The sequence below is a fragment of the Micromonospora sp. CA-259024 genome, assembly GCF_050936255.1.
Classification (GTDB): domain Bacteria; phylum Actinomycetota; class Actinomycetes; order Mycobacteriales; family Micromonosporaceae; genus Micromonospora.
The window spans coordinates 2,766,668-2,793,049 of the sequence record NZ_JBNJND010000001.1; the positions used below are offsets into that span (position 1 = coordinate 2,766,668).

The window sequence follows — 26,382 nt, forward strand, 5'->3', positions numbered from 1 at the left end:
GGCGGTGCGGACTAGCTCGGCCGTGCTGGCTCCTTCAGCTGTTGCGCCGGCTCGTGAAGGTCCCGTGATCATCCGACGAGCCCCAATTCAACGACGGTGTCGGCAACCACCGGCCTGTCGACCATGGCGCAGAGGGCAACGATCAGATGGAACATGCCTGCGATCCGGGCGGGGCGTTGAGGGGTGTACATGGTTCTCCCTTGTTTTGGGCGTGAAGGAGGAAGCCGCTGGGGGTTTCCTCGCGCGGCGGTGGTAGTGGTGTGGCGGTTAGTCCTCGGTGTCGGGGTAGCCGAAGACGTCGTCGAGCGGCACCCTGAACACTCGGGCGATCTGGAAGGCCATTTCCAGTGACGGCGAGTAGCGACCCTGCTCGATGGCGATGATGGTCTGGCGGGTTACGCCGAGGCGGTCGGCCAGCTCCGCCTGCGTCATCTCCCCATGGGCGAACCGCAGGGCTCGGATCGTGTTGGTGACCCTGGTGGGCTTGGCCATGGGCTAGAAGCCTCGCCGGTACACAACGATCTTCACGATTGAGGAGGCGAGGGCGGCGAGGACGAACGCGAGGTAGAGCGTGTTGGCGATCCAGAACTGCTCGATCTTCGCCATCGCCAGGCCGAGCGGGACGATCGCGGCGACGCTCATGACGTAGAAGCCGAAGTGCTCGCCCAGCCGGTTGATTTGCCTGTCGCGCTCGTCGGTCTTGCCGGCCTCCCTCGGTGAGAGGATCGCGGCCATGACGGTCAGGACGATGTTCGCGGCGATCCCAACACCGATCGCGGTGAGCATCGGCCACACGTAGGCGATCGTCGCCACGTCCGTTCCGGGCACCTTTGACAGGACGGTCGCGAAGTAGACCACGGCTATGCCAACCGCGACCACGGCGTAGATCCATGTGCGCTTCTCTTCGGAGGACATGTCCGCTCCCATGTACAAGAAACTTGACATCACCAAGGTAAAGCAGGGCGGACATGATGTCAAAGAATCTTTACTCCGACGTGCGGCGTGAGTCCGCCACCTGGCGGTCGACCGGCCCCGTGGGCACAGTGCGGGCCGTCAGGCAGTCGTCGGATCGACTTGATCCCCACGGCGCCACTGCCATATCGGCCCGCGACGGCTCGCGGCGGCTCCATGCTTCCGACGGGGAATCCGGCGTGGGAGCACCCGAGCCGGTCGCGCTCTCGGTCGACGGGCCGGAGGTGGGCCTCCGTAGAACCCGCGGCGCTCACGGATCCGACGTCATCACTCCCTGCGCCCAGACTTTCCCAGCGCGCAGCCGCCGGGAATGCCGACTTGTGGTCCGACCTTGTGTGCCGACCTTCGGTCCGACTTAACGCCGAACTGCGCAGACTTTCAGCGCGAGAGTTTCCTACCGCTCGTCGCGGTGCCGCGCGCCACCGTGGCAGCGCCCACGTGACGTTAACCGGCCGGGATCGCGATCGCGTCGGCGAAGACCACGCGATCCGCGAAACCGCCGAGGTCGGACGGGGTGCGTTCGACCTCCAGGACGAGCAGGCGGTAGTCGCGGTCCGCGGAGGTGGCCTGCGACGGAAGTCCGGTGACCCGCCACAGCCCGTTGGCGTCGTCGCGGTCGAGGTCGCGGGCGGCCACCGCGTCGAAGGTCCACGGTGCGGTCGACCCGGCGGGCCGCGATGCCCAGCGGATCCACACGCGGGAACGGGCACGGGCGGTCGAAGCCACCGGGCCGCGCCCGCGCACCGACTCGTAGGTGACACCGGCGAGATAGACGTCGACCGTGCGGTCGGCGTTGACCGAGTAGGTCAACCGGCGATCGGGCAGCGTCACGATCGGGTCGAGGGCGACCACCGGGGAGACCACGCACAGGTCCGGTGACGCGGCCTGGTCGTCGGGCAGCCGGACATCGCGGATCGACGCGGGCTGGAAACGCGCCACCACCAGGCGGACGAAGGGAAGGTACGCCGGGCTTGTGTCGATGTCGATGTCGCAGAACCAGCGGCCGCTGATCTCGTCGTAGGCCGGAACGAATCCGAGGACGGTCGCGGTGGTCGGGCCGCCGTCGCCGAGCCGGCGCAGTTCCGCGAGTTCGACGTCGATCGTGGCGGTGGCGTTACGGAAGTGGCCGGGTCGCAGGACGTTGGCCCGGCCGGCGGCGCGCGTGGCGTCCTGCCCGATCCGAGAGACCAGGTTTGCCCGCGGGCCGGTGTCGACTGCGTCGAACGCCGACCCGCCGACCACCACGCCGAGCAATTCGTCGTCGCCGGTGGCGAACCAGGGTCGTTGCAGGTACACGCGTACGCCGCCGCGGCGTACCCGCGTGGTCGTGGTGCCGGTCGTCGTTTCCTGCCAGAGCAACGCCGGGACCGTGCCGAGCACGGCCAGCGCGGGGGCTGGTGCGCTGTTGAGGATCTCGCATTCGACGGATGCGCCGTCGAGTGCGAATCCCCCGTGCTGCTCGGCGCGGACGGGGTCGAAGTGGTCGCTGTATTTCGTGGTCGAGACCATCCGGTACGCGACGCGCCGGTGCCGCGTCTCGCCGAGTTGGTGCGGCGGTTGGCTCCCGCCGGCGCCGGTGGCCAGGGACAGCCGCCAGCATCCCTCGCGGACGTCCGCCGGCGCGTGGGCCTGCCAGCCCTCGGGCAGCGTATGGGTGAAGACCGTGCCGTGCTGTTCGCGCACCGACCACGCCGGCTGGGTGAGGTCGTCGACCTGCGCGCGCCAGTCCGCGACGAGGCTGATGGTGCCGGTGGTCCCCGCGTGTACGGAGACGGTGACGGCGAGGTTCACATCGGAGTCGTTGAAGCCATGCCGCGCGGTGGGTGGGCTGACGAGGTCCGGTGTCGCCAAGGGACGCAGCACGGCGTGTACGAGCGTCAGCGTCTGCCATGGTGTGAACATGCAGTGCCCGCTGGCCCGCGCGGTCGCCTCCACCTCGGCCGCCTCGGCCGCCGAGCGGTGCTCGCGAACCCAGCGCAGCAGCGCCATCAGCTCGGGCTCGGCAAGCAGCGAGGACGCGCGCACCTCGGCGACGGCGCCTGGCTCGACCGGCACCGTCAGCGTGCCGGCGGCCTCGTCGAACAGTGGTCCGGCCGGGTCCGCCCCCGTGCAGACCAGGGCGAAGGTGTGCGGCTCGTGCCAGGTGGGCATGGCGAAGGGCACGTCGGTGGACGGCCCGGGCGCCTGCGGTAGCCCGCGGAAGCTGACGCCCCGGGCCAGCGGATCCGGCAAGTAGGGCGGCACAGGCCCGACCGGAAACGTGAGCGCGTTGCCGTCCCGTGACACCACACGTAGGCCGTCGGCGCGAGGGCCGGCCACCCGGCTCGTGCCGATGGCGTCGTCGAGGCGTCCGTGCAGTTCGGCCAGTTGGGCCGAGCCGCGGGGGGCCAGCACGTCGCGCCGGGCGGGTTCGACCAGACCGTCGAGGTAGTTGCGGACCACCAGCCGGTGCACGCTCTCGCCGGGGCCGAACGCTGGCTGGCCATCGGGTGTGACGTCGTCCGGGCCCGGGGCGAACACGGGCGGCGCCACCGGCTCGAAACGCAGGTACGCGCGGCGCCCGGAGGCCACGTCCGGCGCGTTGTCCGGACCCAGGGCGTTGCCAGCGACGTCGACCGTACGCAGCCGCACCTGGTAGGTGTGCCCGAACCTCAGCCGGGGCAGGCTGCCGGGCAACACCTGCGGGCGTACCGTCAGCCGCAGGTGCTCGTCCGCGGCCGGCTGCGGCGCAGGTCCGGGGTTCTCCAACGGCCGCTCGGGTCGCGGCGCCGACAGGCTCCAGCCGTTCCAGACCACGAGGTTCTCGTGCAGGTAGATCTCCGAGGTGGGGTCCGCCGAGCCCGTGCGCATGCTGACGGCGAACAGGCCCTCCTCGTCGGCGACGGTCAGCGGGTCGGCATCGCCCTCGATCTCGTAGGTCACCGAGCGGCGGTGCAGCGACCGCCAGCGACCGTCGAGGTCGGCGTCGCGCACGTCCATCCGGTAGCCGCGAGTGAGGTCCTCGGTGAACAGCAGCGCCTCGCCGTCGGCTATCGACCCCTCGGCGAACGCGATGAACATCTGCTGCGGGAGCCCGATCTGGATGAGGGCCAGTCCCCCGGTACGCAGCGCCGGTGGGCCGACACGGTCGCCCGGGTTCGCCGACAGCGAGCTGACCATCGCCGCGGCCTTGTGCACGGCACCGTCGACGTCCAGCTCTTCCAACAGGAAGGTCTCCTCGGGCAACGGCAGAACGCCGGGCGCAGCGTTTCTGCGCGACACGGACATTCCCGTTTGGGGCCCCACGGCGGTGCGTGGCCGCCGGTTCGCGGTCGTCGCCTCGACGATCGAGTCGTCGAGGAAGCCGATTACCTTGGGGGGCAACAATGGCGTCCAGTCGGTGTGCACCCGCATCGTCGTGACGTACAGGTCGCTCGTCGGTAGCGTGACGTCGCACTCGGTGTCGACGACCAGGCCCAGGGCGCGCAGCAGTGCGGGATGGTCGCCGAACGCGCTGAGCCGCTCGTGGAAGTCCCGCACCGGGCGCGGCGGCGCGCTCTCCCGCGTCGCTGGCGTCGCCGAGAACGCCAGGGCCCGGGCGATGTGGTCCCGGCGGCTCCGCGCGACCGGAAAGACCTCCAGCATCTCGCGCGCGACCGCCTGCGCACCCGCTCTGCGCCGGGCCTGGCCGGCGAGTCGGGCCTCACCGATCAGCCGGGGAAGCTGCGGTTCGAGCGGTTCGACCACGAACTCGCTGAACAGGTCGTCGAGGCCGGGCATGACCGGCACGAGCAGTTCCGGCGGCGTCATGTTCAAAGGCGGCTCCACGGTGGACGCGGCGGCCGTGTCCAGGTAGGCCGCCTGGATCGCCTCGACGACGTCTGGCATGGAGTAGGTGCAGACCGGGCGGTCGCCGTGCTCCTCGGTCTGGTAGCCGACAACCGTGGTGGTTGGCGGCAGCAGGGCTCGCCACCGGCGTGAGTCCGGGGGTGCGGACACGATGTCCAGTGGCACCGTCCGCTCGTCGGGGCCGGCACCGACGGTGAGGGAGAACCTGACGTCGCCGCGCAGCCTTTCGGGCCAGTCGACGAAATCCGGGAAGGTGGTCAGGGGCGTCGGACCGAAGTCGGGGCTCAGCCGGGGTGCGATGAACACCGACACCCGCAAGCGGCCGGCTTTGGTGCGGCCGTTGGGGCAGGCCGTCCAGGTAATTTCCTGTGTGGGCACGGGTTCTCCGGTGGCTCAGACGAATGCTTGGCAGTACAGGTCCCAGCCGCCCACGTCGACCCCGGCCGGAAGCGCCGGCCCGGCCGCGGCGAACGCGCTGAACCTGGCGGCGGGCGCGGAGCCGGCGAAGCGCCGTTCCACGCTGAAGGTCAGCGACTTGCTGAAGAACAGCACGCTGATGCCGACGGTCAGCGTCGCCGAGCCGACCACTTCGCCCGTGGTCGGGCTGTACCGCAACTCCATCCGGAAGTCGACACTGATGCTGACGATGCCGAGGATGTCCAGATATCCGCCGCAGCGCACGTACCCGCTGATGACCGCGACGCCGTTGGTCAAGGCCAGGTAGATGCCCACCATGGCGTAGACGCCGCCGCGGGCCACGACGACGTCGACCTCGCAGTTGCCGCCGAACTCCAGCGCCGCCTCGACCCGGGTGACGCCCTTCTCGCCGTCGACGGTCAACGCGAAGAAGCCGCCGCCGGCCAGGAACAGCACGCCGACCGTGAACGGGTCGTCGCGGTGCGAGAAACCGAACCGCAGCTGCGGCGCCGCGCCGGTGAACGGCAACGTCAGACCGGTGGACAGCACTAGGTTGCTGAGGTTGAAGACCCCGACCGCCGCGGACGGAATCGCCGCGGTGTAGCCGATTTCGATGCCAGCCGGAGTGACCGTCACGGAGGTTCCGGAGCCGAATCCGAAAGAGCTGAGCGCGTCGGCCAGGTCGCCCACGAACTTCAGCTCGCCGTGGAAGCTGACCTCGCAGCCCTCGATGTCGATCTGCGGGTTGCGTCCCGCGTCGGCGACGAAGCGGAGCTTGGCGAAGCGCACGGTTACCACGTTGCCGACCGAGAGCGACATGTCGGTGACGGTGCCCTCGACGTGGCTCTGCGGTAGCTGCCCGGTAGCGGCGCCGAGGGCCGAGGTCGAGGTGATCGCACGCAGATCCAGCGTCGCGGCCGTGCCGAAGCTCAGCGACCGGTGGCGCACGCCGCTCTTGAGCGCGGCGTGCAGGGCGTACTCGATCTGGATGGTGTCACCGACGCGCCGCGTGATCATGGTGGGAGGCTCGGGGACCGAATCGAGGATGACCCGGAACGGCACGATGCCCAGCAGTTTCGCGTCGCCGAAGATCGCGCCGAGGTCGGGTGACGGTGTCCCGTCGCTGAAGCCCCGGGGAATCACGCCCCGGCGGGCGCTGACCGCACCGAGAACGGTGTTCGGGGAGGCCAGGCCGCCGACGCGGTGGGCGGCGAAGGCCACCCCGACGTCGCGTACGAGCTGCAGGTAGGCCCCGGTCGGGTTGCCGGCGCCCATGCCGTGCGCGGTGTACTTGTCGTGCAGCACCACGTCCACCGGCGCGGCACCGGCCGGGTCGAAGTGACTCAACGACTCGACGGTGACGGCGAATCCGGCCACGCCCAGCAGGAAGGCCGGCCGCACCGCGGTGGCCGGCTGGAGCTGGAAGTTCATCGCGGTCACCGGGACCGCGGTCGGACCACCGCAGGCGCCGACCGGGTTGGCGACCGCCACCACCTGACCGCCGAACGGCCGGGTGCGCCGCCACTGGGGGCCCTCGGCGTAGACGCGCGACGCCGCCTGCCCGTCGGCCGCCGATGCCTCGGGCACGAACACCAACGGCATGCTGAAGGCGACCGCCCGCTCCTCCCAGTCGACGGCCTCAATCGCGAACTCGACGTCGCCACCGCCGGCCCTGACCCAGAACGGCACGTCACCGGGCGGTTGCTCATCCAGGGGTACGCGCAGCGTGCGCAGCCGCAACCGGCGCAGCGGCATCTCGCGCCCGTCGAAGATGTAGTGCTGACCCAGGCTGCCGCAGGGCACTTCGGGTTGCGTGACGACCAGCCAGCTCGACCGGTGCAGGTAGCCGAAGCTCACCCGCTCCATGCCCCGGTCGTCGACGGCGTAGGCGAAGTCGCCGAGGTCGTGTGCAACACCGCCGACGCAGAGCCCGCCGCCCTGGACCAACCGTCCGCACCGGTCGCAGCGATGGGCGGCGGTGGCCAGGAGCGGGAACGCGGTGGCCCACAGGTTCTTTTTGACGCTGTATCGGCCGCTGCCTGCGGTCTGGTGCGCGGCGCCGCTCCAGCAGACCCCGCCCTGGGTCAGCGACTCACAGACCGCGCACCATGCCCAGCCTGGGTCGGACGGGAACGGCTCGGACCCGAGCGGCACCATCTTCCCCGGATCACCGCCGAGGCGGTGCGGGTTGCCGTCCACGCACCGGCCGCCTATCCCGCCGCCGTACGACAGCGACCCGCATTGGCCGCACCAGTCCCACAGGGCCTGGTTGCCGGCGGGCACCACCGGGACCCACCGGTAGCCGATGCGGCGCTCGGTGAGGGTCACGATGCTGGCCTCGTTGCGGGTGGACAGGTAGCCCCGCTGCGTCACCCGCACCCGCACGTCGCGTCCGAACTCGGCGTGGTGCTCGTAGTCGATGCCCGGATCCTCGACCGGCTCGGGCTGGTAGGCGATCGGTCCGGCCATGCGCACCGAGGCACCCAGCGGCGACAACGCGAAGGCCGTCACGTCGAACATGCCGTTGACGACATGGTGCAGTTGTTGCGGAGTGGGCGACATATCGAACGGCGTATCGCCGTCGCGAGCGGCCTCCGCGACCACCGCCGTGCCGCCCGTCGACGGCCCGCGGACCACGGTGTACCAGTTGCTGTCGTGGGGATAGTGCGGCCGGCCGTTCACGCACAGGCTGGGCGCGTACATGTAGAACAGCACCTGGCAGTAGCTGCACCATCGCCACCCGATCTCGGCCCCGGGCGGTGCGCTGGCGATGGCGACCGAATAGTCCTCGGTACGGATGTGGGTCTGGTTGCCGCGGCAGCGGCCGTCGCCGAATCCCGAGAAGAAGAGTCCCTGACAGCGGCCGCATCGGTACCAGCCGGGTTGCTCCCCGTCGATCCAACCGCCGAGCCGCAGGGAGTACGTGCTGGGGGCGTAGCGGTGCGCCTGGCCGGTCTGGCAGATTGCCGTGGTGTCACCGGGGAAGACCAGCGTCTGGCACGCCGCGCAACGTCGCCAGCCTTCCTGGAGGCGGCTGAGCCGGCCCTGCCACAGTCCGGCGGCCGCGGTGCCGTCCGGGCCCTCGGCCAGCGACGCAGGATGGCCGAGGGACCAGTACGCCCCACTGCCGACCCGCAGCCGCAGCCGTGCCGGAAACTCCAGCATGCTGCTGCCGGCGTCATACGGCCACCGGTCCAGCGCCGCCAACAGGCCACCGGGCGGCAGCGGGCCGGTCGGCGCGGCGAAGCTCAGCTTCGTGGGCGCGGCGGCCAATGACCGTACCGGCAGGTGCAGGAGGCCGTCGCCGACCGGTTCTTCCAGCAGATGCTGGAACGGAAAGAGCGCGTTGACGCGGGGTGGGCTGGGGACCTGGATGCGCTCCAACGTCGTGCCGTCGTCGGACAGGCGGCACCTGACCAACTCCAGCTCCAGCCATAGCAGGTCGGCGCGGCGAAGGACGAAGACCCGGTCACGGTCGACGAAGTACTCCGGCTGCATGTGCACCCCAGTCGGGTTGTCAGGGTGTGAACGCTCGCAACGCCCGGGCCGACGGCCCGCGCCGCGCGTTGAAGACGGCCTGGACGGCAGGATCCGTGCGTGGCAACTTCTGCCCACCGCTGAGGATCGCTCCGGGCACCTCAAAGTTGTAGACGATTTCGTCGCTCGCCCGCTCGACGGTCACGCCGGGGTCGGTGACGACCCGAAAGACACCGGCGAAGCCGGTCCGCAACTCACTGGCGAGGTAGTCGAGCTGGGCGTCCATGCTGCTCAAGGCGGCCGAGCCCCAGGGACGGCCGTTGTAGACGTGTGTGAAGACACCCGCCCGCCGGGATGCGGACGTCCACTGCGCGAGGCCGACACCGGGCAGCCGCGGCCCACCGGGGTTCGGCCGCAGCATCACCTGGTCCGGAGTGAAGTCGGTAACCACGCCCGCGAAGTTCTGCGCACGCAGCGGGTGCCCTTCCGAGCTTCCCTCGATGCGGGGCGGAATGACGCCGGACTCGGCCCATAGATTGCCGACCACCCCGGCGGCGCCGTTGCGCGGCAGGCCGAATCGGAACACCAACTGGCCGACCGCGTACCGCATCCGCTCGTCAGTGTTCACCTGCGGCCAGTCGCCGGCCGCGGGTGTGACCGCTCCCGCGACCGACGCGAAGATCTCCAGCACGTCGTCGGCCGGTGTCCACGCGAGGGTTCCGCCCTCGAAGTCGGAACTCCGTCCGACGGCGCCGTCCGGGTATTCGTCGCTGGCCGGGTAGCCCCACGTGCTGACCGGGCCGCCAGCGTCCCAGTAAACCTCGCCGATCCGGCCGTGCACCTCGTGGACGCCGAACACCGGGTGCCACAGGATCGCGGCACCCTGGAACTGGAAGAGGTTGAACCGGCCGGGTCCAGCGACGGACTCGTCGGTGGTCGGGAATCCCAAGTAGCCGGCCGGTCCTCCCATCCGGAAGTACCGCTCGTAGATGAGACCGTGCACCTCGTGCAGGCCAGCGGAAGGATGCGAGGTGAGCAGCGCGAACTGGTAGCGGCGCATTTCACCGCCGGCGACGGGCTCGATGGGTCCCGCGGCGGCGCCGGGGTCGAAACCGGCCGCTCTCATCTCGGCGGCCTTACGGTCGAACTCAGCCTCGGTCGTCATCCCGGTTCCTCCACACCGTGCAGCGGGTCGATGTGCTGCCGCGGCGGCGGATCCACTGTGGTGCCTCGGCACCACACGGTCACACGCGCAAGGACACCCGCCACGCGCCAAGTCCTGAATCGGACACGGTTCTTTCGCGGAGCGGGTAATCGCCTCAAGGGCTGGTCTGAAGTCCGGGCGGCCGCGCCGATCACCTGCACGCCGTCCAATACTCCGTGGAACCGGAAGCTGGGCCGCCGACCAACGCGTCGCCGCGCCACACGGCACCGACCGAGTCGTCGTACTCTTCGCCGACGTTCTGACCGAAGACCCCGACCTGTATCGCCGGCTGGACGACAGCAGCGGTCAGCTTGGCGTACCCATCACCCGCGTCGCCGACGGACGCACTCCCCGGCAGCTCTTCCACGACGTGCGCTACCTCGGCAACAGCCGCATCGCCCCGTGCGGCGACAGTGACAACCAGAGCAGGTGAGCGCCTTCAGTTGAGACGATCGTGGTCGTGTCCTTGCCGTCCTGTCGACCGACACTGCTCCTCTGACCGGAAGGCGGCAAGACGGCGGGTGGGTTGGATATTGACTGCAGCCGATGTATCGTGGGAACGCTCCCACATCGCATCCACCACCCCACCTGCTCGAGGAGCTGAACATGTCGCGACGGCGTCGTCGCCCGGCCACCATGCTGGCCGGGCTGCTCATTCTGACCCTGCCTGCGTTCCTGTTGCCACCGGCGCCGGTGGCCGGAACCGCCGCGGCCGGCACACCCCACACCCGCGCGGTGCCACTCGCTGAGCTGACCGTGGTATCCGAACAGGTGGCGTTCGGTCTGCAGCGTCCGATCGCGATCACCGGGCTACCGGACGGCCGGATGCTGATCGCGGAGAAGAACGGCACCGTCCGCGCCTACCACCCCGACACCGGCTTGGCGGCCGAGCCCGTGCTCGACCTGACCGCCCGGATCGACAGTTCGGACAACGAACGCGGCCTCCTCGGCATCACGCCTGCGCCGAACTTCGCGCGGACCGGGATCCTCTACGTGGCCTACACGAGCCTACCGGCCGGGGCGCTGACCCTGGCGCGAGTGCCCATCGACGCTCCCGAGCGGGTACAGGTGCTGCTCACCCAGGAGCACGCCGAGTACGGCAACCACAACGGCGGACAGGTGGCGTTCGGCCGCGACGGCTACCTCTACTGGTCCCTCGGCGACGGCGGCCACGCGAACGACCCCTTCAAGAGCGGCCAGAACCTCGGCACTCTGCTCGGCAAGATTCTGCGGATCGACGTCAACCGCAGCTGCGGGGGAAAGCCCTACTGCGTGCCCTACGACAACCCGTTCGTCCGCACGCCGGGCGCGCGGCCGGAAATCTGGGTCTACGGGCTGCGCAACCCGTGGAAGTTCTCCATCGACCCGGTCGACAACTCGCTGTGGATCGGTGACGTCGGCCAGGGCCTGATCGAGGAGATCAACCACGTCCGCCCGTCGCAGCGTGGCGCGAACCTCGGCTGGTCCTGTCGAGAGGGCACGCCGGTCTTCGACGAGACGCAGTGCCGACCGGGCGTGCGGCTCACCGACCCGGTCGTCGAGTACGACCACTACATGACGGAGAACTGCTCCATCATCGGCGGCCTGGTGTACCGGGGGTCCGCCACCCCGGAGGCGCGGGGGACCTACATCGCGAGCGACTACTGCTCGACCCGCGCGTTCGCCGTGCGTCCCAAGTCCACGGGCGGCTACGAGTCCGCCACGATCGGCAACTTCCCCACTCAGCCGACCGCGTTCGGCAGCGACGTGCACGGCGAGCTGTACGTGCTCAGTGACCTCCCGGGATGGCTGAGCCGGGTGCGGTTCGAGCGGGTCCAGCCAGCCTCTGGCGGCGGGGCGGCGAACCGCTGAACCTCAGGGCAATCCCTCCGCATCCGCAATACCCCTGGGGACGGCCGCGTCCGGGCGGCCGTCCCCGGCTCATGCAGAGCCCCGGGTGCGTTTCTTCTTGAGTGGCCTGCTCCCGCATCGCGCTGACCGCGGCGTGCTGCACCTCCTCGACGCCGACCGGACCCTGCTACGCAGCCTGCCCAACCCGCTCGCCCCACAAGAGCAGGTCCGCATCCGCGACGCCTGCCCCGCCGAACCCCCACCCACCCCGGCACCCGAACCACAACGCGTCGAACGACGCGTCAGCAGCCGGGGCGTCCTCGTCGTCGCTGGTCAGAAAATTCACGTCGGCATCGACCACGCCGGTCGAACCGTCACCGTCGAAGACGCCGACGCCACCTTCCGCGTCCACGACGGCGACCAACTCCTGGCCGAGGTGCCCCGCACCACCACGAAAAGCAGACCTGCGACTGCGGCCGCGATGGCGACGATGATCGGCACGCGGGGTTTCCGCTGGTCGGCGGGACCCGGCGGACGGTCTGGCAAATGGGCGGTGGCCAGCGGATACCGGGCGGAGCCGGGACCGGGACCGGGACCGGGGTGGCATGCGCCCACCGGGACCCGTCATGCCGGGTCCGCGGCCCGCAGTCGTGGCCACCGCTGCTCGGTCCAGGCCCGCAACAGCCACTCCATTGGTCCGTACCGGAACCGGGCCATCCACGCCGCGCTGACGGCGAGCTGCACGCAGTAGATCGCGACCGCGATGAGTATGACGACCGGGGGTGCGACGGCACCGGCGAGGCCCAGCCCGACGCCGGTGAAGACCAGCACGCAGAGCAGCGACTGACCCAGGTAGTTCGACAGGGACATCCGGCCGGCCGGCGCGAGTACGGCGACAACCCGCCGCCCCCGGTCGGTCTGGAAGAACTGGAGCAGGGTGGCGGCGTACGCGGCCGCGAGCAGCGGCGCGGTGAGCACGCCCGCCGTCAGCCCGGTCAGGTTGGCGGTGCCCCCGCCCGAAGCGAAGATCATCGCGCCGGCCAGGCCGACCGGATAGCCCAGCTGCTGCGCCCGGCGCAGGAGCTGCCGGTTCTCGACGACGTTGGTGAGTAGCCGGCGCCGCCCGGCCGCGTAACCGAAGAGGAAAGCCGAGAGGGCGAGCGGCCCCTGCACGAGGAGTGCGCCGGACATCGCCGGCAGCTGGCGTACGTGCTCGGTGATCACGGAGCCGAGCCCGCCCTGTAGTGCCTCGGTGGACCGCTGCCCCGCCGCGAGTGCCGTCGCCGGATCGGTGACCAGCTGGGTCCCGCCCGTGGCGGCGAGCGCGAGGACGAAGCCGATCCCGCCGGTCACCAGTACAGCGGTGCGCAGCGCGGTCCCGACGCTGACTCGCCGCATGGCGAGCAGGACCAGACCGAGCAATGCGTACGTGGTCAGGATGTCGCCCTGGAACAGCAGCACCGCGTGCAGGATGCCGAGCACGAAGAGCCCGGCCAGCCGTCGTCGGAACCGTGGGGCGAAGTCGACGCCGCGCCGCGCGGCGGAATCGAGCTGGAGCGTGAAGCTGTAGCCGAACAGAAAGGAGAAGAGCAGGTATGCCTTCATCGCGAGGAGAAACTCGACCAGCCACCGGACCGCCTGGTCGCCCCACGAGTCGTGTGCGGGATCCGCAATCAGCTGGAAGGAATAGCCGGAGGCGAAGAAGGCGATGTTGACGACCAGGATGAGAAGCAGCGCCACGGCCCGCAAAGCGTCAACGTCGACGATCCGGGAGATCGTCCCGGACGACGCTCGATTCCCGACGGGCGGGTCTTCGATGGAAGGATTCATGACCACCTCCGGAACGGACAGGGATCGTCTTCGATGACTCTCCTGTGACCCTAGGAAGCGGCCTGTCCAGATGACAGCCAGTGAGCGGGAAGACCGCCGGTAGGGTAGGCCCCACCGGACTCTCGCAAGGTAGCTGCATGCCCGTTCCAGGGCGAGGAGTTGTAGGCACCGCCATCGACCCGGACTCGAACCAATCTGCCGGCACCTCTGTCACCGGCCCGCACGGCGGACTGATCGGGCGCGACAAGGCCGTCGAGGCCGTACGGGAGCGGCATGGTGATCGGCACGCCCTGGTCTCGCAGCCGCCGTTGGGCTCTCCCGATGCCGGTGACGGTGAGCGCCGGGATGAGACCGGATGCGCGCTGGTCACGCTGATCGGGTGGCAGGACCTCGATGCCGCGCCGGAGCAGGACGACGTCGACCGCGGCGTCGTCGCGGCTCAGAGACGCGAACCCCTGCCCGGCAACCCTCTCCGTGAAGCCGACTACTGAGCACTCCTGATCACCAGACCGCCAGCAGTTACTTGCCCTCTGCGTACGACCGCGCCCGCAACCGGCACCGCGACGGCATCGCCTGGTCCGAGAGCGCCATCCGCGTCACCCTCACCAACCCCCGCTACACCGGGCGGCAAGTGTGGACAAGCAACGCACCGACGAGGACCTGCTCAAGGTTGACGACGTGGCAACGGGTCACACCGGCGTCATGCGCTGGAACAGCCGCGACAAGTGCGCCGTTCTTCTGCGGTGAGCTGCGAGAGAGCACGGCGAGTCGGATCGGGCTCGGATCCCCACTGCCCCCGGTGGAGACCTGCCCGCCGGTCGTGGTCGGGCAGGTCTCCGAGCTGTACGTCAAACTCCACGAGCCGTTGGTTGTGAGGCATCGGCCTCGTGGGCCACGCTGTTTCTTCTACCGGAAGTCGGGGGCCATGCTGCCGCTGGCGTGCAGGCCGCCTCTACCCGCGCAGTAGGCGTACGACCAACCTCCGGTCGCGGCGTTCTTCCACTGCCCGGTGGCGAGAGTTTCGTTGGCACACCGGGCCGTCGCGCGCACCTGCGCGCCGCTGGCGTATCCGCTGCAGGTGACACCGTAGGTGTTGGCGTCCCACCACTCAGAGCAGCTGCCGGCTGCTGACGCCGGTGTGACACCAACTGCCAGGAGGGTGCCGGTCGCCAGGGTGAGTGAGGCCAGAAGCGTTGCTGCACGTCTGCGAACCATGGTGCTCCTCAATGGAAGGGATGCCGCAACGTCGTAGTCCTGCTGGAAGATCAGGATCCAGGGGACGCCGACGACCTAGATCGTGCCATTCCGGCCTCTGATGCGCTATGACGTCCGCGGGCCGCGCTGACGGCGGTGGTCAGGACTGCGGCCAGGACGGGTGCCACGCGGGTGGCCAGCCGGGGATCAACCTGCCGGAGATTCCGAGCATGCCGTGCTAGCGGCCATGATCGTACGGATGGTCATGACTGTGACGGTGGCAACGATCATGACCATGGCTGGGACTGTGACCGGTCACGTGGAGGTTCGGCCCCACCATCCGCCCATCGATGGCCAGGGGGATCAGGGCCGGCGCCGAGCTGGGCCAACTCGCCGTCCGCTGCTCAGCGCGGACCGTGGCGGACATCGGGGCTGGCCGGCAGGGTGATGCCGGGCGAGTTCAGCGCCGAGGTGGTGTTCAGCCAGGCGGAAGCGCTCCTGGCCGACGAGCAGGTGCGGGCCTACGCCGACACGCTGGCCAGCGAGATCGGCGGAATGCCGTCTCCCGAAGAGACGGTCGGCCGGCTCGTCGACGCTGCCGCCTGACCGGCCGTCGGTGATCGAGCCGGGTGGGACGAGGTGGTCGCCCACCCGGCTCGACCCGCCCGCCTGACCTCAACCAGGGGCGAACTGCCGGCGAGGCCCGGCTGGGGGCGGGCAGGGCCGGCACATGTCCGGCCCTGCCGTTCTGGTCAATCTTCGCCGCGGTAGGCGCCGGGACATGCCGCGACTTTGCCGGGGCCCTGGGTGGTGACCCGGTCCAGCGGGTCGGTGATCGTCGGCAGGAAGGGCGGTACCGCTGGTCGTAAGCCGCACCTCGCGGAACACGCGCCGGACACCGAACGCGTAGACATCCGGCAACAACGTGCCAGGCAGCTTGTTCCGTCTATTCATCTGCCTTGACCTAACCGCAAAGTTAAGGCGTTCCGGGCGGAACGGCCGGACGGACGAATCCAGGAATCTGGGGAATAGAATGAAGAAGAACGCTCTGTTCGCGAGCGCGCTGGCAGTCACCGCCGTAATTCTCCTTCCGGCCGCCGCGAATGCCGCCGCCCGGGCGAACCCAGTCGCTCCCGCTATCGCTGTCGTGGAGAGCGGCAACTCGACGGCCTGGGACTGACCGCAGCGACCAATACTCGCCCCTGCCGGCCTTGGCGGCGCAGTCATGGGATCGGCCCGCCGATGAACGCCAATGGAAGGCAGTGGACCGATGACCGAAGAAGTACCGGTCACCCCCATCGCGGGACTGATCGTCGTCGGACCGCGTTCAGAACGCCCGCAGCTGCACGATCTGCTGACCGAGCGCACCGCGCTCTGGCGGCGGGCGGGGATCCCGACCGGTTCGGTGAGCAGCAAGCCTTGGACTGCCGGATCGGTCGAGGCCGCGGTGCGCGACGCCGTCCGATCCGTGGACGGGGCCGACGGCAGCACCGCGGCGGTCGTGGACCCCGAGCATCGGGTCACGACACTCCTCGTACTACTCGGTGAGGGGCGGACCCGCTGGACCGGAATTCGGAGCTTGACGGATCTCGAATTGATGCCGACGGCCAGCGAAGAACCGGGTGACGCCTTAGCGATACTGGCGCCGTGGGCCGGAATGCTTGCTCCCGAACCACTCGCGGCACACGATTCGACGCGATTCTCCGCAGCTGCGGTGCGGACGTCCGACCCCGCACAGCCCCACTGCGGGCTGGGCTGGGCGGCTCGGGGAGACCTGGCGCTGCAGCACGCGATACTGGACTGCTTGCGGTCGATGTCTTCGGACGCGGTCCCGACATCCGGCCGCGCGGTGGCCGGCGCCTCGGGCGCGACAGAGTGGACGTGGCTCCTCGACGGCTCGCTCACCCTGCTGACCGCGTACAGCCGGGATACCCGGCGGCACTCCCTACCTGACACCAACTTCGACGTCGTCACCCGCCATATTCCGCAGTTCAGCGGGCCTCTGCGGCTCGCCGCAGTCGTACGCCGGTCGTCCAGTGCCGTCGTAGCGGCAGCCTGGGGCCAGCAGACTGAGGAGGCGATCGACTACGCCCTCACTGCGGCCCGAACCCGAGATCTCCTGCTCCCCGGTACTCCCCGAACAGCCGCTCCGAGCGCGCCGGAGACCGCCTCCCTGATCAGCGCCCTGTCCCCGGGCGACGTCCGGCGCCTGCTACACGACATCCACGCCACCGTCTTCGGCACCTCCGGCCGGCGGGTCCTGGGGATCCGGATCGCAGCCGATGCGCTGCTCGGCCCGCAGGACCTGGCCTGGGGGCCAGTCTGGCTCGGCTGAGCCGGTGACCTGTGATGTCAGTGGAGTGACAGCGAGACGTAGGTCGATCGGCTATCGGCACGCGATGGAATGGTTTCAGTCACCAAGGCGGGCCGGACCGAGACGGACGGCCCAGACATCGCTGAGGAGTAGCAATGAACATCGACGACAAGACCAACCTGGCCGACCTGGCGAACGAGATCCTCGAGCTCGAGTCGGAGACCTTCGAGATCTCGGACTACTCGGACGCGAGCGGCGTCCTGCTGGCCGTGGCCGCCTCGTGCAGCACGAGCTCCACCAGTACCTGCTCCAGCACCACCAGCACCACCTCCTGCTCCGCCTGATCCTCCCTCGATCAGCCGCCCGAAGACCCTGGCCACTCCCGAACAGCCCTCTCGGACGAAGACCGTCCAAGGGGGCTGTTCGGCGTGTCGCCACGGCGGCAGCAGGACCGGGACCGGGGGGTGACACGAACAGCGTGGCGCCCCGCCGGAAAGGGACCGGCGGGGCGCCACGCGTCGTACGGGGAGTTCAGGGGAACGGGTGCGGGACCGTCCGTAGGTCGTGATCGGCCAGGTCGTTGGTGTGCAGGCCGGCCCGCCGGGGCGCGGAGCGCAGCCGAGGCATCTGCAGGGCCCGTTGCCTGGTCCAACCGAAGTCGATCGGCAACAGGCCGGGGACGATCGTGGACACCGTGTGCAGGCCCATGCGGCGCTGTTCCGGGGTGGTCTGGTCGACCACGATCACGTCGTAGCCGGCACGTTCCAGTTCGCGCTGGCAGGTACGGAGGTCGAGCAGGAGGTCCCGGGAGTCCGGGTCGCCCGGGGGACGGATGTCCTGGATCGAGCAGCGGCCGACCGGTTCGAGGTAGCTGCGGGCGTGCTCGGTCATCCGCGGCAGGCCGAACAGTTGGGGGTGGTCGCCCAGGTTGGCGCAGAGGTTGTAGTCGTCCGCCATGGCGTCGAGTTCGTCCCAGCGCTCGTCGACCTGCCGGGACAGATGGGGAATGTAGGTGAGCACCTCCGACAGCGCGCCCTCGACGGCCGTCTCCGGATTGAGGCTGGCGCCGGCGGCGAAGGCGAGGGCGCCCGCGCCGCCGTCCCGGCGGACCGCGAGGCCGGTGACGACGGGTACGGCCAGGTCGACGCGGCTGTCGAAGGCGTGCACCTCGTAGCCGCGGAAGGCCGCCCGGTCCACCATGGCGCGGACGGCGGGGCTGCGGCACGAGCCGAGGTCGATCTCGGTGAGCGCCAGGTTGCCGTACCAGCCGAGGAGGAACGCGTCGCGCTCGATGAGTTCGAGCAGACCGAAGAGGATCGCCTCCTCCAGGCAGCTGCCGATCGCGCAGCCGTTGGAGGACTCGTAGACGAAGTTGTCGGCGGCCTGCCCGGAGGCGTAGTACGTGAGGCGGGCCGGCACGAGCACGGGCCGGTCGTCGCGAAGGGAGTAGCCCCACACCCACGGTATCGGTCGGTCCGGGGCGAACGGCGCGACCAGCGGATCGGTCCGGTACGTCTGCGCCGAGTACTCCCCGCAGCCGCGCGGGTCGAGCGCGGTGTCCCCGAGGTCGGTGTACGCGGCGACGACCGGCTCGGCCCGGCGCCGCTGGTGGGTGCCGGCGTATCGTTCGAGCCCCTCCAGATACGCGAGGTCCTTGCTGGTGCGGAAGGAGTTGGCCTGCCCGCTCCAGCTGAAGTTGACGAGCCCGGCGTACCCGCGGATGAAGACGCTGCCGGTGACCGCCGAGGTGGTGGGCGAGGTGACGTCGAGCCAGGTGCCGGCGCCCAGGCTGCCGCAGACCGGGTTGGCCATCGCCCCGGTGGCCAGCGGGTATGACGTTGTCGAGGTGAGCCGGTAGCTGCCCGGGTCCGGCTTGGGGCGGGACACCAGGTCGAGGGTGGCCAGGTGCGGGGTGGCCTCTTCGATCGGCGCGCAGTTGGGGCAGAGCGGATCGGTGAGCAGCGGGAACGTCAGCACGTGCAGCGTCTGGAGGTCGATCCGGGTGACCTGCGGCAGGCTGAGGTCCGCGGTCGCGTGCCAGCCTCCGGCGGCCCGCCGACCGACGACCCCGGACCGGCCGAGGACTGCCGCCTGGTACACCGACCAGACGGCGTCCACGACGTAGTCCGGGACGACCGGCCAGGTGCCGGCCGGGATGACCGTCTGGCCGTGTTCGAGGGCCTCCCGTTCGGATCTGGTCCGCAACCGCTGCCACCGCATCGCGAGGCACTGGCCGCAGGCCTGGGCGTCCGAGACGCCGCCCCACGGGCCGATGAGCACGGCCTGGGCGGTGAGATGCACGTCCGCGGCACCGCGTACGGGCGCGAGCCGGGTGGCGGGCGCACCGAACACGTCGACCGCGCCGACGGTCTGCACCGCCGGTCCGGGACCGTGCGGGGCGTCCCCGACGTCGCGTCGGAACCGGTCGGTGAGCGCTTGCTGCAGGGTCAGCCGGGCGAACTCCATCGGGATGGGTCGAGTGTCGGCTCGCGTCGTCGTGCTCACGAGTTGTTGCTCCAGCGAAAGGTCCGCACCGCGAGGAAGCCGAAGACGAGGGTGAACCCGGCCAGGGCCGCGCTGCTCAGGCCGATGGTCGCGAGGTCGCCGCTGCCGGTGAGGGCGGTCGAGATGCCGTCGTTCATGTAGCGCAGCGGCAGAGCTCGGGAGATGTTCTGCAGCCACGCGGGCATGAGATCGATCGGCAGGAAGGAGCCCGACAGGAATGCCATCGGCACCATGATCGAGTTGGCGATGGCGGCGACGGCCTCGGGGGTGTTGGCGCGGGATCCGACGACGACGCCCATGGACAGGAACGCCGTGACGCCGAGCAGCAGCACAGGCAGGGCGAGCGGCCAACTGCCGGCGAGGGTGAGGCCGAACACCGGCAGCAGGGCCACGCCGACGAAGAGCACCGCCTGCACCAGGCCGATCACCAGTGCGCCCGTGTAGCGCGAGGCGAGCACCGTGGTCAGCGGTGTGGGCGTCATCCGGATCAGGCGCAGGATGTCGTCGTTGCGCCACTGCATGAGCGTGAACGCGATGCCGAAGAGGGCGGCGTTGCCGACGCCCCAGGAGAGCACGCCGGGTGCGATGTAGTCGATGTAGCTTCGCCCGGAGCCTTCCACCTCTTGTCCCGCAAAGATCAGGCCGAAGACCACCAGGAAGAGCAGCGGGAAAGCGAACGTGAAGAACACGGTGGTCTTGTCGCGTACTGATGCCCTGTAGTTGGCCGTGCTCAGCGCGGCGAATGCGGTCATGAGCGCGTCTCCGATCCAGTGAGTTCCAGGTAGACGTCCTCGAGGGTGGCGGTGCGGGTCTGCACCTCGTCGAGGCCGATGAGGTCGCCGACGGCCGCCAGGGTGGCACCGGCCGCGGTGGTCTCCAGAACCACGGAGCCCCCCTCGACGGTGACCCGGATGACGCCGGGAAGAGTCCCGGCCTGGTCGGTGGAGATCTGGCCGACCGGCACCATGACGCGGGTGGGTACGTGCGCCGCGCCGACGAGCCGGTGCGGGGTGTCGAGCGCGATGACGGAGCCGGCGACGACGATGGCGACGCGGTCGCAGAGCGCCTCGGCCTCGTCGAGATGGTGGGTGGTGTAGACGATCGTGCGGCCCTGCGCCTTCAGGTCGCGCAGCACCTGCCACAGGTCGCGGCGAGACTGCGTGTCGAGCGCCGCGGTGGGCTCGTCGAGGAAGACGAGTTCCGGTTCGTGGATGAGAGCGCCGGCGATGGCGAGCCGCTGCCGCTGACCGCCGGAGAGAACTCCGACCCGCTTGTCCGCCTCCCCGGTCAACCCGACCAGCTTCAGTGCGGGACCGGCCGCCGTGGCCGGCAGTCCGTACAGGGCGGCCACCGTCGCAAGGTGCTCGCGGGCCGTCAGCCGGGCGAAGAACGCGCTCTTCTGCGTCTGCAACCCGAGGCGGGGCAGCAGTGCCACGTTGCGGGGCCACGGGGGCATCCCGAGCACCTGGATCGTGCCGGCGTCCGCCTGGCGCAGGCCCTCCATGATCTCGATCAAGGTCGTCTTGCCGGCGCCGTTGGGGCCGAGGATGCCGAAGAACTCGCCGCGTCGGATGGTCAGCGAGATGCCGTCGACGGCCTGCACGTCGCCGTACCGCTTCCGGACGCCGTCCAACACGACGGCCGACTCGGCGACTGCCTCCACGATGGGTTCCTCACTGCTCAGTGTCGAAAGTTCGATGCCGTGCGTCGTGGTCATTTCTGGACCTCTCCTCTCCGGCCGTCGGCCGGCTTGCGGGTCCCCGTGAACGACGTGCGGGGCACCACGAAGAACATCCCGATCAGTACGGCGAGCCCGGCCGAGATGGCCCCGGCGACGGGCCCGAAGTGGGCGGTAGCAACACGTTCCGCGACCAGCGCGACGATCGTCACGATGCTCACGACCAGGGCGGCCGAGCCCAGGGCGTACCCGGAATAGGCGATCCGGGCGGCCCGGTGGTATCCCGCCAGACCCGGTCCGCGGCCGGCCAGAGCGGCCAGCGCCCGGCCGACGAAGCGCCGGCTGCCACTCGCGTAGCGCAGCATGCCCAGTGAGTGAGCGAGCATCTTGTAGCCGTCCATCGGCGGCAGCGGCAGCAGGAACAGCGCGGCCTGGGCGAGCCCCAGCACCATGAACCCGCCGAGCAGCGCTCGGGCCGGTTCCCGTTCCGGCAGCAGCAGCCAGGCCGGCAGCACCGGCAGCAGCAACAGCAGGTTCACCAGGATGCCGGCCGACGCGGTCGTCACCTGCTGACGGCGGGTCCGCAGGAACAGGTAGTCGTCGATCCGGCAGTACATGACGACCATGGGCAGCTGCCAGCGGATCCCGATCTCACCGACCGTACCGCCGAAATGGTGCGCCACCACGCCGTGCCCGAGTTCGTGCAGGCCCATGGTGACCCACAGCGCGGTGGCGACCGCCATCAGCGCGAACGGGTTGTCGAGCACCCTGGCGGTGTCGGCGACCAGGGCCGGCCCGTGCCACACCACACCGGCGAGCATCAGCAGGATCGCGGCGAGCGCGGGGACGAGGAACCAGCCGCGGAACGTGAACCCGAAGAGGCGGTGCAGGCTGGCCGTGGTGGCCGTGGCGTCACTGACCAGCCGTAGCGAGCCGCCGAGGAGCTTGCGCCGGGCTGCCGCCGGCGGCGGGTCGGCTGCCGGCACCGGGCACCCCTTGATGAGGCCCCGGGCGGCCAGCAGCCCGAGGAGCTGCTGCCACGCGGCCGGGCCGAGGGACCGACCAAACTGCCGGCCGTACGCCGCAACGATCTCCTCGCGCGACGTCACCCCGTCGAGCCGAACGAGGACGAAGTGCTCCTTCACTCCGATCTCGAACGTCTTCCCATCGGCGGGATCCCGGACCAGGTGGACCGACGTGCCGTCACGCAGGTAGCGCCCGCTGATCTGGATGTCGGCGCGCACCGCCGGCCCGGCGGCGACGGCGGTGGTCATGCCCCCTCGCCATGCTCGCGCAGCGCCCGGCCCAGCATGTACGACAGGTACGCCTCATCGGTGATCGTGACGTGCAGCCGGTTGTTCGTCATGTGCATGTACGGCGACAGCAGCAGCGGCAGTGCGACCTGCGGGTCGGTGGGGATCTCGTCGCGGGTGTCGTCCCAGGAACGGAACACGAGCTGCCCGCGCTCGGCCAGACCGGCCGCCCGGCGGCGCAGCTCAAGGCAGTGTTCGGCCCAGCCGCGCAGCAGCCCGGGCAGGTCTCGACCCCCGGTGGCCCGCAGCGAGTGCCGGATCTCGGCGAAACGCCGGCCGATCTCGGCACCCATCGCGGCGTACTGCTGCTGGTACTCGTCGTCGCCCGCGTAGTTGGTGTCCGGGAACGCGGTGCGCCAGAACTGGTGGTACCTGTCCAGATAGTCGACGAGGCCGCCGGTGTCCGGCAGGAAACACGCCGACATCACCATCATCAGCTGCGCCGACGTGCCGAGCAGCACGGTACGCAGGTGCAGGTTCTTCGTGCGGATGGCGTCGACGACCATCTCGCTCGAGTGCGCGAAGTGCCACTCCGCGAGCTCGATCCCGGCCTCGCCGCCGTACTTGCCGTACTCCGGCTCGTACGGCTCGTAGCTGTAGGTGTTGTTCTCCCGCAGGTTCATCCGGCCATCGCCACGCAGGTAGTTGGATTTCTCGTCGGCGGAGAACTCCATGTCGAACAGGGAGTTGTAGAAGTCCTCCAGGAACCCGGCGTCCACCTGGTACAGCGCCGGCCGGACCCGCAGGTACTCGGTGATGGCCGCCTCCGCTCGCCGCTTCACCTCGGCGGTGGCTGCCACCGTCACCGGCTTGAGCCGCAGCCGTACGTGCGGCCCCTCAAGCCAGTAGTTGATGAAGAAGTGGCCGGCGATCAGCCCGTCGGCCTGGAGTCCGCCGATCAGCGGACGCACGCACTGCACGAGCAGCGGCTGCGGGTTGGCCGCGTAGTAGATGTGGATGGCCTGCCACTCGCCGGTGGTCACGTCCGTCGCGGGGTCGATGAGGGTCTGCGTCATGGCTGCCCGTCCTGTCGCATCGCGGGGGGAAGGATCGAAGGGGAACGGAGGGTCTCGACGGCCAGCTCGGCGACGTGCTCACCGCGGCTCGACCGCACGTGCAGCGCGTCCTCGTCGGGGAGCATCTCCCGGAACACCACCCGCGCTCCCGGGCTCTGCAGCAGTCCGTCGAGGGCGTACAGGGAGAGGTAACTGGCGAAGTCCACGTACTGCGGCTTACCGCTGCGCGATCGGCCGTCCCCGGAGGTCTCGGTGACCGTGGCGAACGTGCGGTCCGGCAGGCCGTGCGCCCGCCGCCAGCGCTGCCACGCCAGGAACCAGTCCTCGTCGGCGACCTGCGGCGACAGCCGAGGCAGGTCTGTGCCGGCGACCGTCCAGGCCCGACGGCTCAACACCAGGTTGCGATGGCGCACCCGCGGCCGGTACCGCACCCCGTCGCGCGGCTCCCCTTCGGGCACTCCGCCCCACAGGTTCACCGGGGCCAGCGACGACGGTGACAGCAGCAGCAGGGTCCGGGGGATCTCCGGAAGCGCCAGCGGCACCAGGTAGCCGAGGTAGACCGGGATGACCTCACGGCCCAGCCGGCGTGACCGCAGCACCAGGCGCGCCTCGGCCACGTCGTGCTCCAGGTAGAGATCGTCGAGGTGGAGCTGGTCCTCGGCCGGCACGGAGCTGGTCTCGCCCGGACAGACGATCTGGTAACGGGTCAGCCGCCCGTGCAGGTTGAGGTTGGTGACCACCGCGCCACCGGTGATCTCCGCGAGGACCGCGCCGTCCGGTTCGATCTCCCCCGCCTGCCGCAGCAGCTGTTGCGCCAGCCCGTCCGGCTCCAGCTCGTCCGGCGGCGCGTCGAAGCAGTGCGTGAAGCGGCTGAACGGGAAGAACAAGCCACCGTACGACTGGTTCAGGACCGCGACCGGATCACCGGGCCGGTCCGCGAGCTGGACGAAGTGGCTCTGCGGGGCGAAACGTGTGGTCACCGGGGTCAGGTGCGCGGCGACGGCGTCGACCGTCTCCTCGTCGAGCCGGACCTCCTCCCCCGCGTCCCCGGCTCCGGCCCAGACCGCGCGCATCCGGACGATCAGCTCGCGGCGGGCGTCGTCGAGGGCCTTGATGCCGGGCAATCGCAGCCAGTTCACCTCGGGGACGTACTCGCCGTCCTCGAACGCCTTCGGGCGCCCGTTGAACGTCAGGTACTGGTCGAAGAAGTCCTCGTGGAAGTCGTGCACCAACTTCAACAGGTCATCGCACAGCCCGCCGCGGCCGTACCGCGCCAGGAAGTACCCGGTGAACGTGATGCGCTGGGGCAGGGTCACGTCGAAGGCTGGCAGGATCCGTTCCACCGACCGCAGCGAGTCCGCGAGCAGCCCGGACCACGCCTGCCGGTCGAGCACCAGCTCCTCGACGCCGGCCCGGACGTCCTCGTACAGCAGGGTCCGGGGCAGCGTCGCGCCCTCGTCACCGAGGCTCGTCTGCAGCTCGTGCAGGCTGGCGCGTAGCCGCCCGAGCAGCTCCCGGCGTTCGGCGTGGCCCGCGAGCGCGTACCGGTCGACATACGAGATCGGAGCGACGAGCCCGTCGGCCAGCTCATCCGCCCAGGGGCGCTCGATCGCCCGCAGGGCCTCCTGGAAACCGCGCAGCGGGTCACGGCTGTGCACGTCCGTCTGCAGGCACGGGAACTGCAGCATGCCGAGTTGCAGGAGCGCGGCGAGGTACCGGTCGCACTCGTCGGCGGTCGCCCGCTCGGTGGCCCCGAGCCACTCGGTGAGCTGACCGAACGACACGCCCGGGGTGCGTTCCATCATCCGCAGCATGCGTTCGAGAACGCCCGTACGCTGCAGGAAGTAGAGCCGGTCGGAGGCTGCGTCGAAGGTCACCGCGGCGTTGTCGTCACCCATGGTGACCCACCGGCGGACGAACCGTACGCGGTCTTCGTCGTTGCGCCATCCGGTGGCTGCCTGGACCGGCAGGTCCGCGCGACGCTGCGGGTCTGCCAGGACGAGTTCGGCGAGCCGACCCAGCACAACCACGTTCAGCCGGGGATGGCTGGACCAGTCGTCGGCGGTGGTGACGCGGTGCCCGGCGTCGGCGGCCTCCGCGAGCCGCCCCACCCCGACCGCGGTGAACGTGCTGAACGGGCTCGGCTTGCACGCGGTCCGGTACAGGTAGGACAGCACCGAGCGGGTGATCCGCCGCTCTCTCTTTCCGGGTCGGTCGGCGCCGCCCTCGATGAACGCGTCGAGCTGCGAATCCAACGACGGCGAGGCGAGCAGCACACCTCGGCGCAGCCGGTCCTCGGCGGCCAGCTGGCGCAACCGCGCGGTCGTGCCGGACACCTCCATGCCGACGATCCGTCCGCCTTCGGCGCGCAGGTCGTCCAGCCTGCGTCGGGCTGCCAGCCAGCTGATGAGGCGCTCGGCGGTGTCGCCGTTTCGCCCGGCCACCAGGGTCACGGCGGCGGTCGCGTCCTGGGGCAGCCGGTTGTTGAACACCTGTCGGCGCAGCCGCAGCAGCTGCCGGCGGACGTGGTCGTCGTCATTGTCGTTGACCATGCCGTGGAGCAGGTCGCTGAGGTGGCTCGCCGTCTCGGCCAGCGACTCCTCCTCGTGCAGCATCTCCTCGGCCCAGCGGCAGCTGTCCGGGCAGCGAAGAGCGCCGACGGTGACCAGGGGCAGGCCCGCGACCCGGGCCATCAGGCGGGGTTGCAGGGTCCAGCGGGTTTCCGCCGGTCTGCCGGCGGTAGCTGCCGGTGGGAGATCGGGCTCGGTGGTCAGGGTCATCACGGACTCCGTTCGACTCGTTTG

Annotated in this window: 21 protein-coding genes and 1 pseudogene; 7 read left to right on the forward strand and 15 right to left on the reverse strand. The window is 70.1% G+C overall.

Annotation, left to right across the window (positions count from 1 at the left end):
• Positions 1–267: 267 nt before the first annotated feature.
• The 6 genes from ACQEUX_RS11955 to ACQEUX_RS11980 form a co-directional block, all read right to left on the reverse strand.
• Positions 268–492, reverse strand: coding sequence for a helix-turn-helix transcriptional regulator (locus tag ACQEUX_RS11955; protein ID WP_433045656.1), 225 nt, complete (start codon positions 490–492; stop codon positions 268–270).
• Between the two features lie 3 nt (positions 493–495).
• Positions 496–915: a hypothetical protein gene (locus tag ACQEUX_RS11960; RefSeq protein WP_433045659.1), complete on the reverse strand. Its 420-nt coding sequence runs from the start codon at positions 913–915 to the stop codon at positions 496–498.
• 501 nt (positions 916–1,416) lie between these two features.
• Complete coding sequence (locus tag ACQEUX_RS11965; RefSeq protein ID WP_433045662.1) at positions 1,417–5,178, reverse strand: hypothetical protein; 3,762 nt, start codon at positions 5,176–5,178, stop codon at positions 1,417–1,419.
• Positions 5,179–5,193: 15 nt separating this feature from the next.
• Positions 5,194–8,721, reverse strand: a complete 3,528-nt coding sequence (locus ACQEUX_RS11970) for a hypothetical protein (RefSeq protein ID WP_433045665.1) — start codon at positions 8,719–8,721, stop codon at positions 5,194–5,196.
• 13 nt (positions 8,722–8,734) lie between these two features.
• Positions 8,735–9,859: a phage tail tip lysozyme gene (locus ACQEUX_RS11975; protein WP_433045668.1), complete on the reverse strand. Its 1,125-nt coding sequence runs from the start codon at positions 9,857–9,859 to the stop codon at positions 8,735–8,737.
• Positions 9,860–10,049: 190 nt separating this feature from the next.
• Positions 10,050–10,265, reverse strand: a complete 216-nt coding sequence (locus tag ACQEUX_RS11980; protein ID WP_433045671.1) for a hypothetical protein — start codon at positions 10,263–10,265, stop codon at positions 10,050–10,052.
• A 239-nt stretch (positions 10,266–10,504) separates the two neighbouring features.
• Between ACQEUX_RS11980 and ACQEUX_RS11985 the strand changes: the two genes are divergently transcribed.
• Positions 10,505–11,749 (forward strand): PQQ-dependent sugar dehydrogenase, encoded by a 1,245-nt coding sequence (locus ACQEUX_RS11985; RefSeq protein ID WP_433045674.1) that lies wholly within the window; start codon positions 10,505–10,507, stop codon positions 11,747–11,749.
• 166 nt (positions 11,750–11,915) lie between these two features.
• Here ACQEUX_RS11985 and ACQEUX_RS11990 read toward each other — a convergent pair whose 3' ends face one another.
• Both ACQEUX_RS11990 and ACQEUX_RS11995 read right to left on the reverse strand, forming a co-directional pair.
• Complete coding sequence (locus ACQEUX_RS11990; protein ID WP_433045677.1) at positions 11,916–12,140, reverse strand: hypothetical protein; 225 nt, start codon at positions 12,138–12,140, stop codon at positions 11,916–11,918.
• A gap of 212 nt (positions 12,141–12,352) precedes the next feature.
• Positions 12,353–13,558 (reverse strand): DUF418 domain-containing protein, encoded by a 1,206-nt coding sequence (locus ACQEUX_RS11995; RefSeq protein WP_433045680.1) that lies wholly within the window; start codon positions 13,556–13,558, stop codon positions 12,353–12,355.
• A 137-nt stretch (positions 13,559–13,695) separates the two neighbouring features.
• Here ACQEUX_RS11995 and ACQEUX_RS12000 point away from each other — a divergent pair, with 137 nt between their 5' ends.
• A complete protein-coding gene (locus ACQEUX_RS12000; protein WP_433045683.1) occupies positions 13,696–14,049 on the forward strand; it encodes a hypothetical protein in 354 nt (117 codons plus the stop codon).
• 32 nt (positions 14,050–14,081) lie between these two features.
• Positions 14,082–14,168: pseudogene (locus tag ACQEUX_RS12005) on the forward strand (hypothetical protein); the annotation flags it as partial.
• 296 nt (positions 14,169–14,464) lie between these two features.
• On the opposite strand, the gene ACQEUX_RS12010 reads toward ACQEUX_RS12005, so the two are convergent.
• Positions 14,465–14,773 (reverse strand): hypothetical protein, encoded by a 309-nt coding sequence (locus tag ACQEUX_RS12010; RefSeq protein ID WP_433050011.1) that lies wholly within the window; start codon positions 14,771–14,773, stop codon positions 14,465–14,467.
• Between the two features lie 426 nt (positions 14,774–15,199).
• On the opposite strand from ACQEUX_RS12010, the gene ACQEUX_RS12015 reads away from it, so the two are divergent.
• From ACQEUX_RS12015 to ACQEUX_RS12030, 4 genes are all read left to right on the forward strand, one after another.
• Positions 15,200–15,358, forward strand: coding sequence for a hypothetical protein (locus tag ACQEUX_RS12015; RefSeq protein WP_433045686.1), 159 nt, complete (start codon positions 15,200–15,202; stop codon positions 15,356–15,358).
• Between the two features lie 427 nt (positions 15,359–15,785).
• Positions 15,786–15,932, forward strand: coding sequence for a hypothetical protein (locus ACQEUX_RS12020; protein WP_433045689.1), 147 nt, complete (start codon positions 15,786–15,788; stop codon positions 15,930–15,932).
• Between the two features lie 633 nt (positions 15,933–16,565).
• On the forward strand, positions 16,566–17,087 hold the full coding sequence (locus ACQEUX_RS12025) for a hypothetical protein (protein WP_433045692.1): 522 nt from the start codon (positions 16,566–16,568) through the stop codon (positions 17,085–17,087).
• A gap of 134 nt (positions 17,088–17,221) precedes the next feature.
• Positions 17,222–17,410, forward strand: coding sequence for a thiazolylpeptide-type bacteriocin (locus ACQEUX_RS12030; RefSeq protein ID WP_396787085.1), 189 nt, complete (start codon positions 17,222–17,224; stop codon positions 17,408–17,410).
• Between the two features lie 187 nt (positions 17,411–17,597).
• Here ACQEUX_RS12030 and ACQEUX_RS12035 read toward each other — a convergent pair whose 3' ends face one another.
• Genes ACQEUX_RS12035 through ACQEUX_RS12060 form a run of 6 tightly spaced genes read right to left on the reverse strand, consistent with a single transcriptional unit; the run spans position 17,598 to position 26,358 of the window.
• Positions 17,598–19,571 carry a TOMM precursor leader peptide-binding protein gene (locus ACQEUX_RS12035; RefSeq protein ID WP_433045696.1) on the reverse strand — a complete coding sequence of 658 codons (1,974 nt, stop codon included), beginning with the start codon at positions 19,569–19,571 and terminating at the stop codon, positions 17,598–17,600.
• Positions 19,568–20,323, reverse strand: coding sequence for an ABC transporter permease (locus ACQEUX_RS12040; protein WP_433045699.1), 756 nt, complete (start codon positions 20,321–20,323; stop codon positions 19,568–19,570). The genes ACQEUX_RS12035 and ACQEUX_RS12040 overlap by 4 nt, the downstream gene beginning before the upstream one ends.
• Complete coding sequence (locus ACQEUX_RS12045) at positions 20,320–21,288, reverse strand: ABC transporter ATP-binding protein (RefSeq protein WP_433045702.1); 969 nt, start codon at positions 21,286–21,288, stop codon at positions 20,320–20,322. Before ACQEUX_RS12045 ends, ACQEUX_RS12040 begins: the two co-directional genes overlap by 4 nt.
• Positions 21,285–22,523, reverse strand: coding sequence for a hypothetical protein (locus ACQEUX_RS12050; RefSeq protein WP_433045705.1), 1,239 nt, complete (start codon positions 22,521–22,523; stop codon positions 21,285–21,287). The genes ACQEUX_RS12045 and ACQEUX_RS12050 overlap by 4 nt, the downstream gene beginning before the upstream one ends.
• Positions 22,520–23,578 carry a lantibiotic dehydratase C-terminal domain-containing protein gene (locus ACQEUX_RS12055; RefSeq protein WP_433045707.1) on the reverse strand — a complete coding sequence of 353 codons (1,059 nt, stop codon included), beginning with the start codon at positions 23,576–23,578 and terminating at the stop codon, positions 22,520–22,522. The genes ACQEUX_RS12050 and ACQEUX_RS12055 overlap by 4 nt, the downstream gene beginning before the upstream one ends.
• The gene (locus ACQEUX_RS12060) at positions 23,575–26,358 is read right to left on the reverse strand and encodes a lantibiotic dehydratase (RefSeq protein WP_433045710.1); all 2,784 of its coding nucleotides are present in this window, start codon (positions 26,356–26,358) and stop codon (positions 23,575–23,577) included. Before ACQEUX_RS12060 ends, ACQEUX_RS12055 begins: the two co-directional genes overlap by 4 nt.
• Between the last annotated feature and the right edge of the window lie 24 nt (positions 26,359–26,382).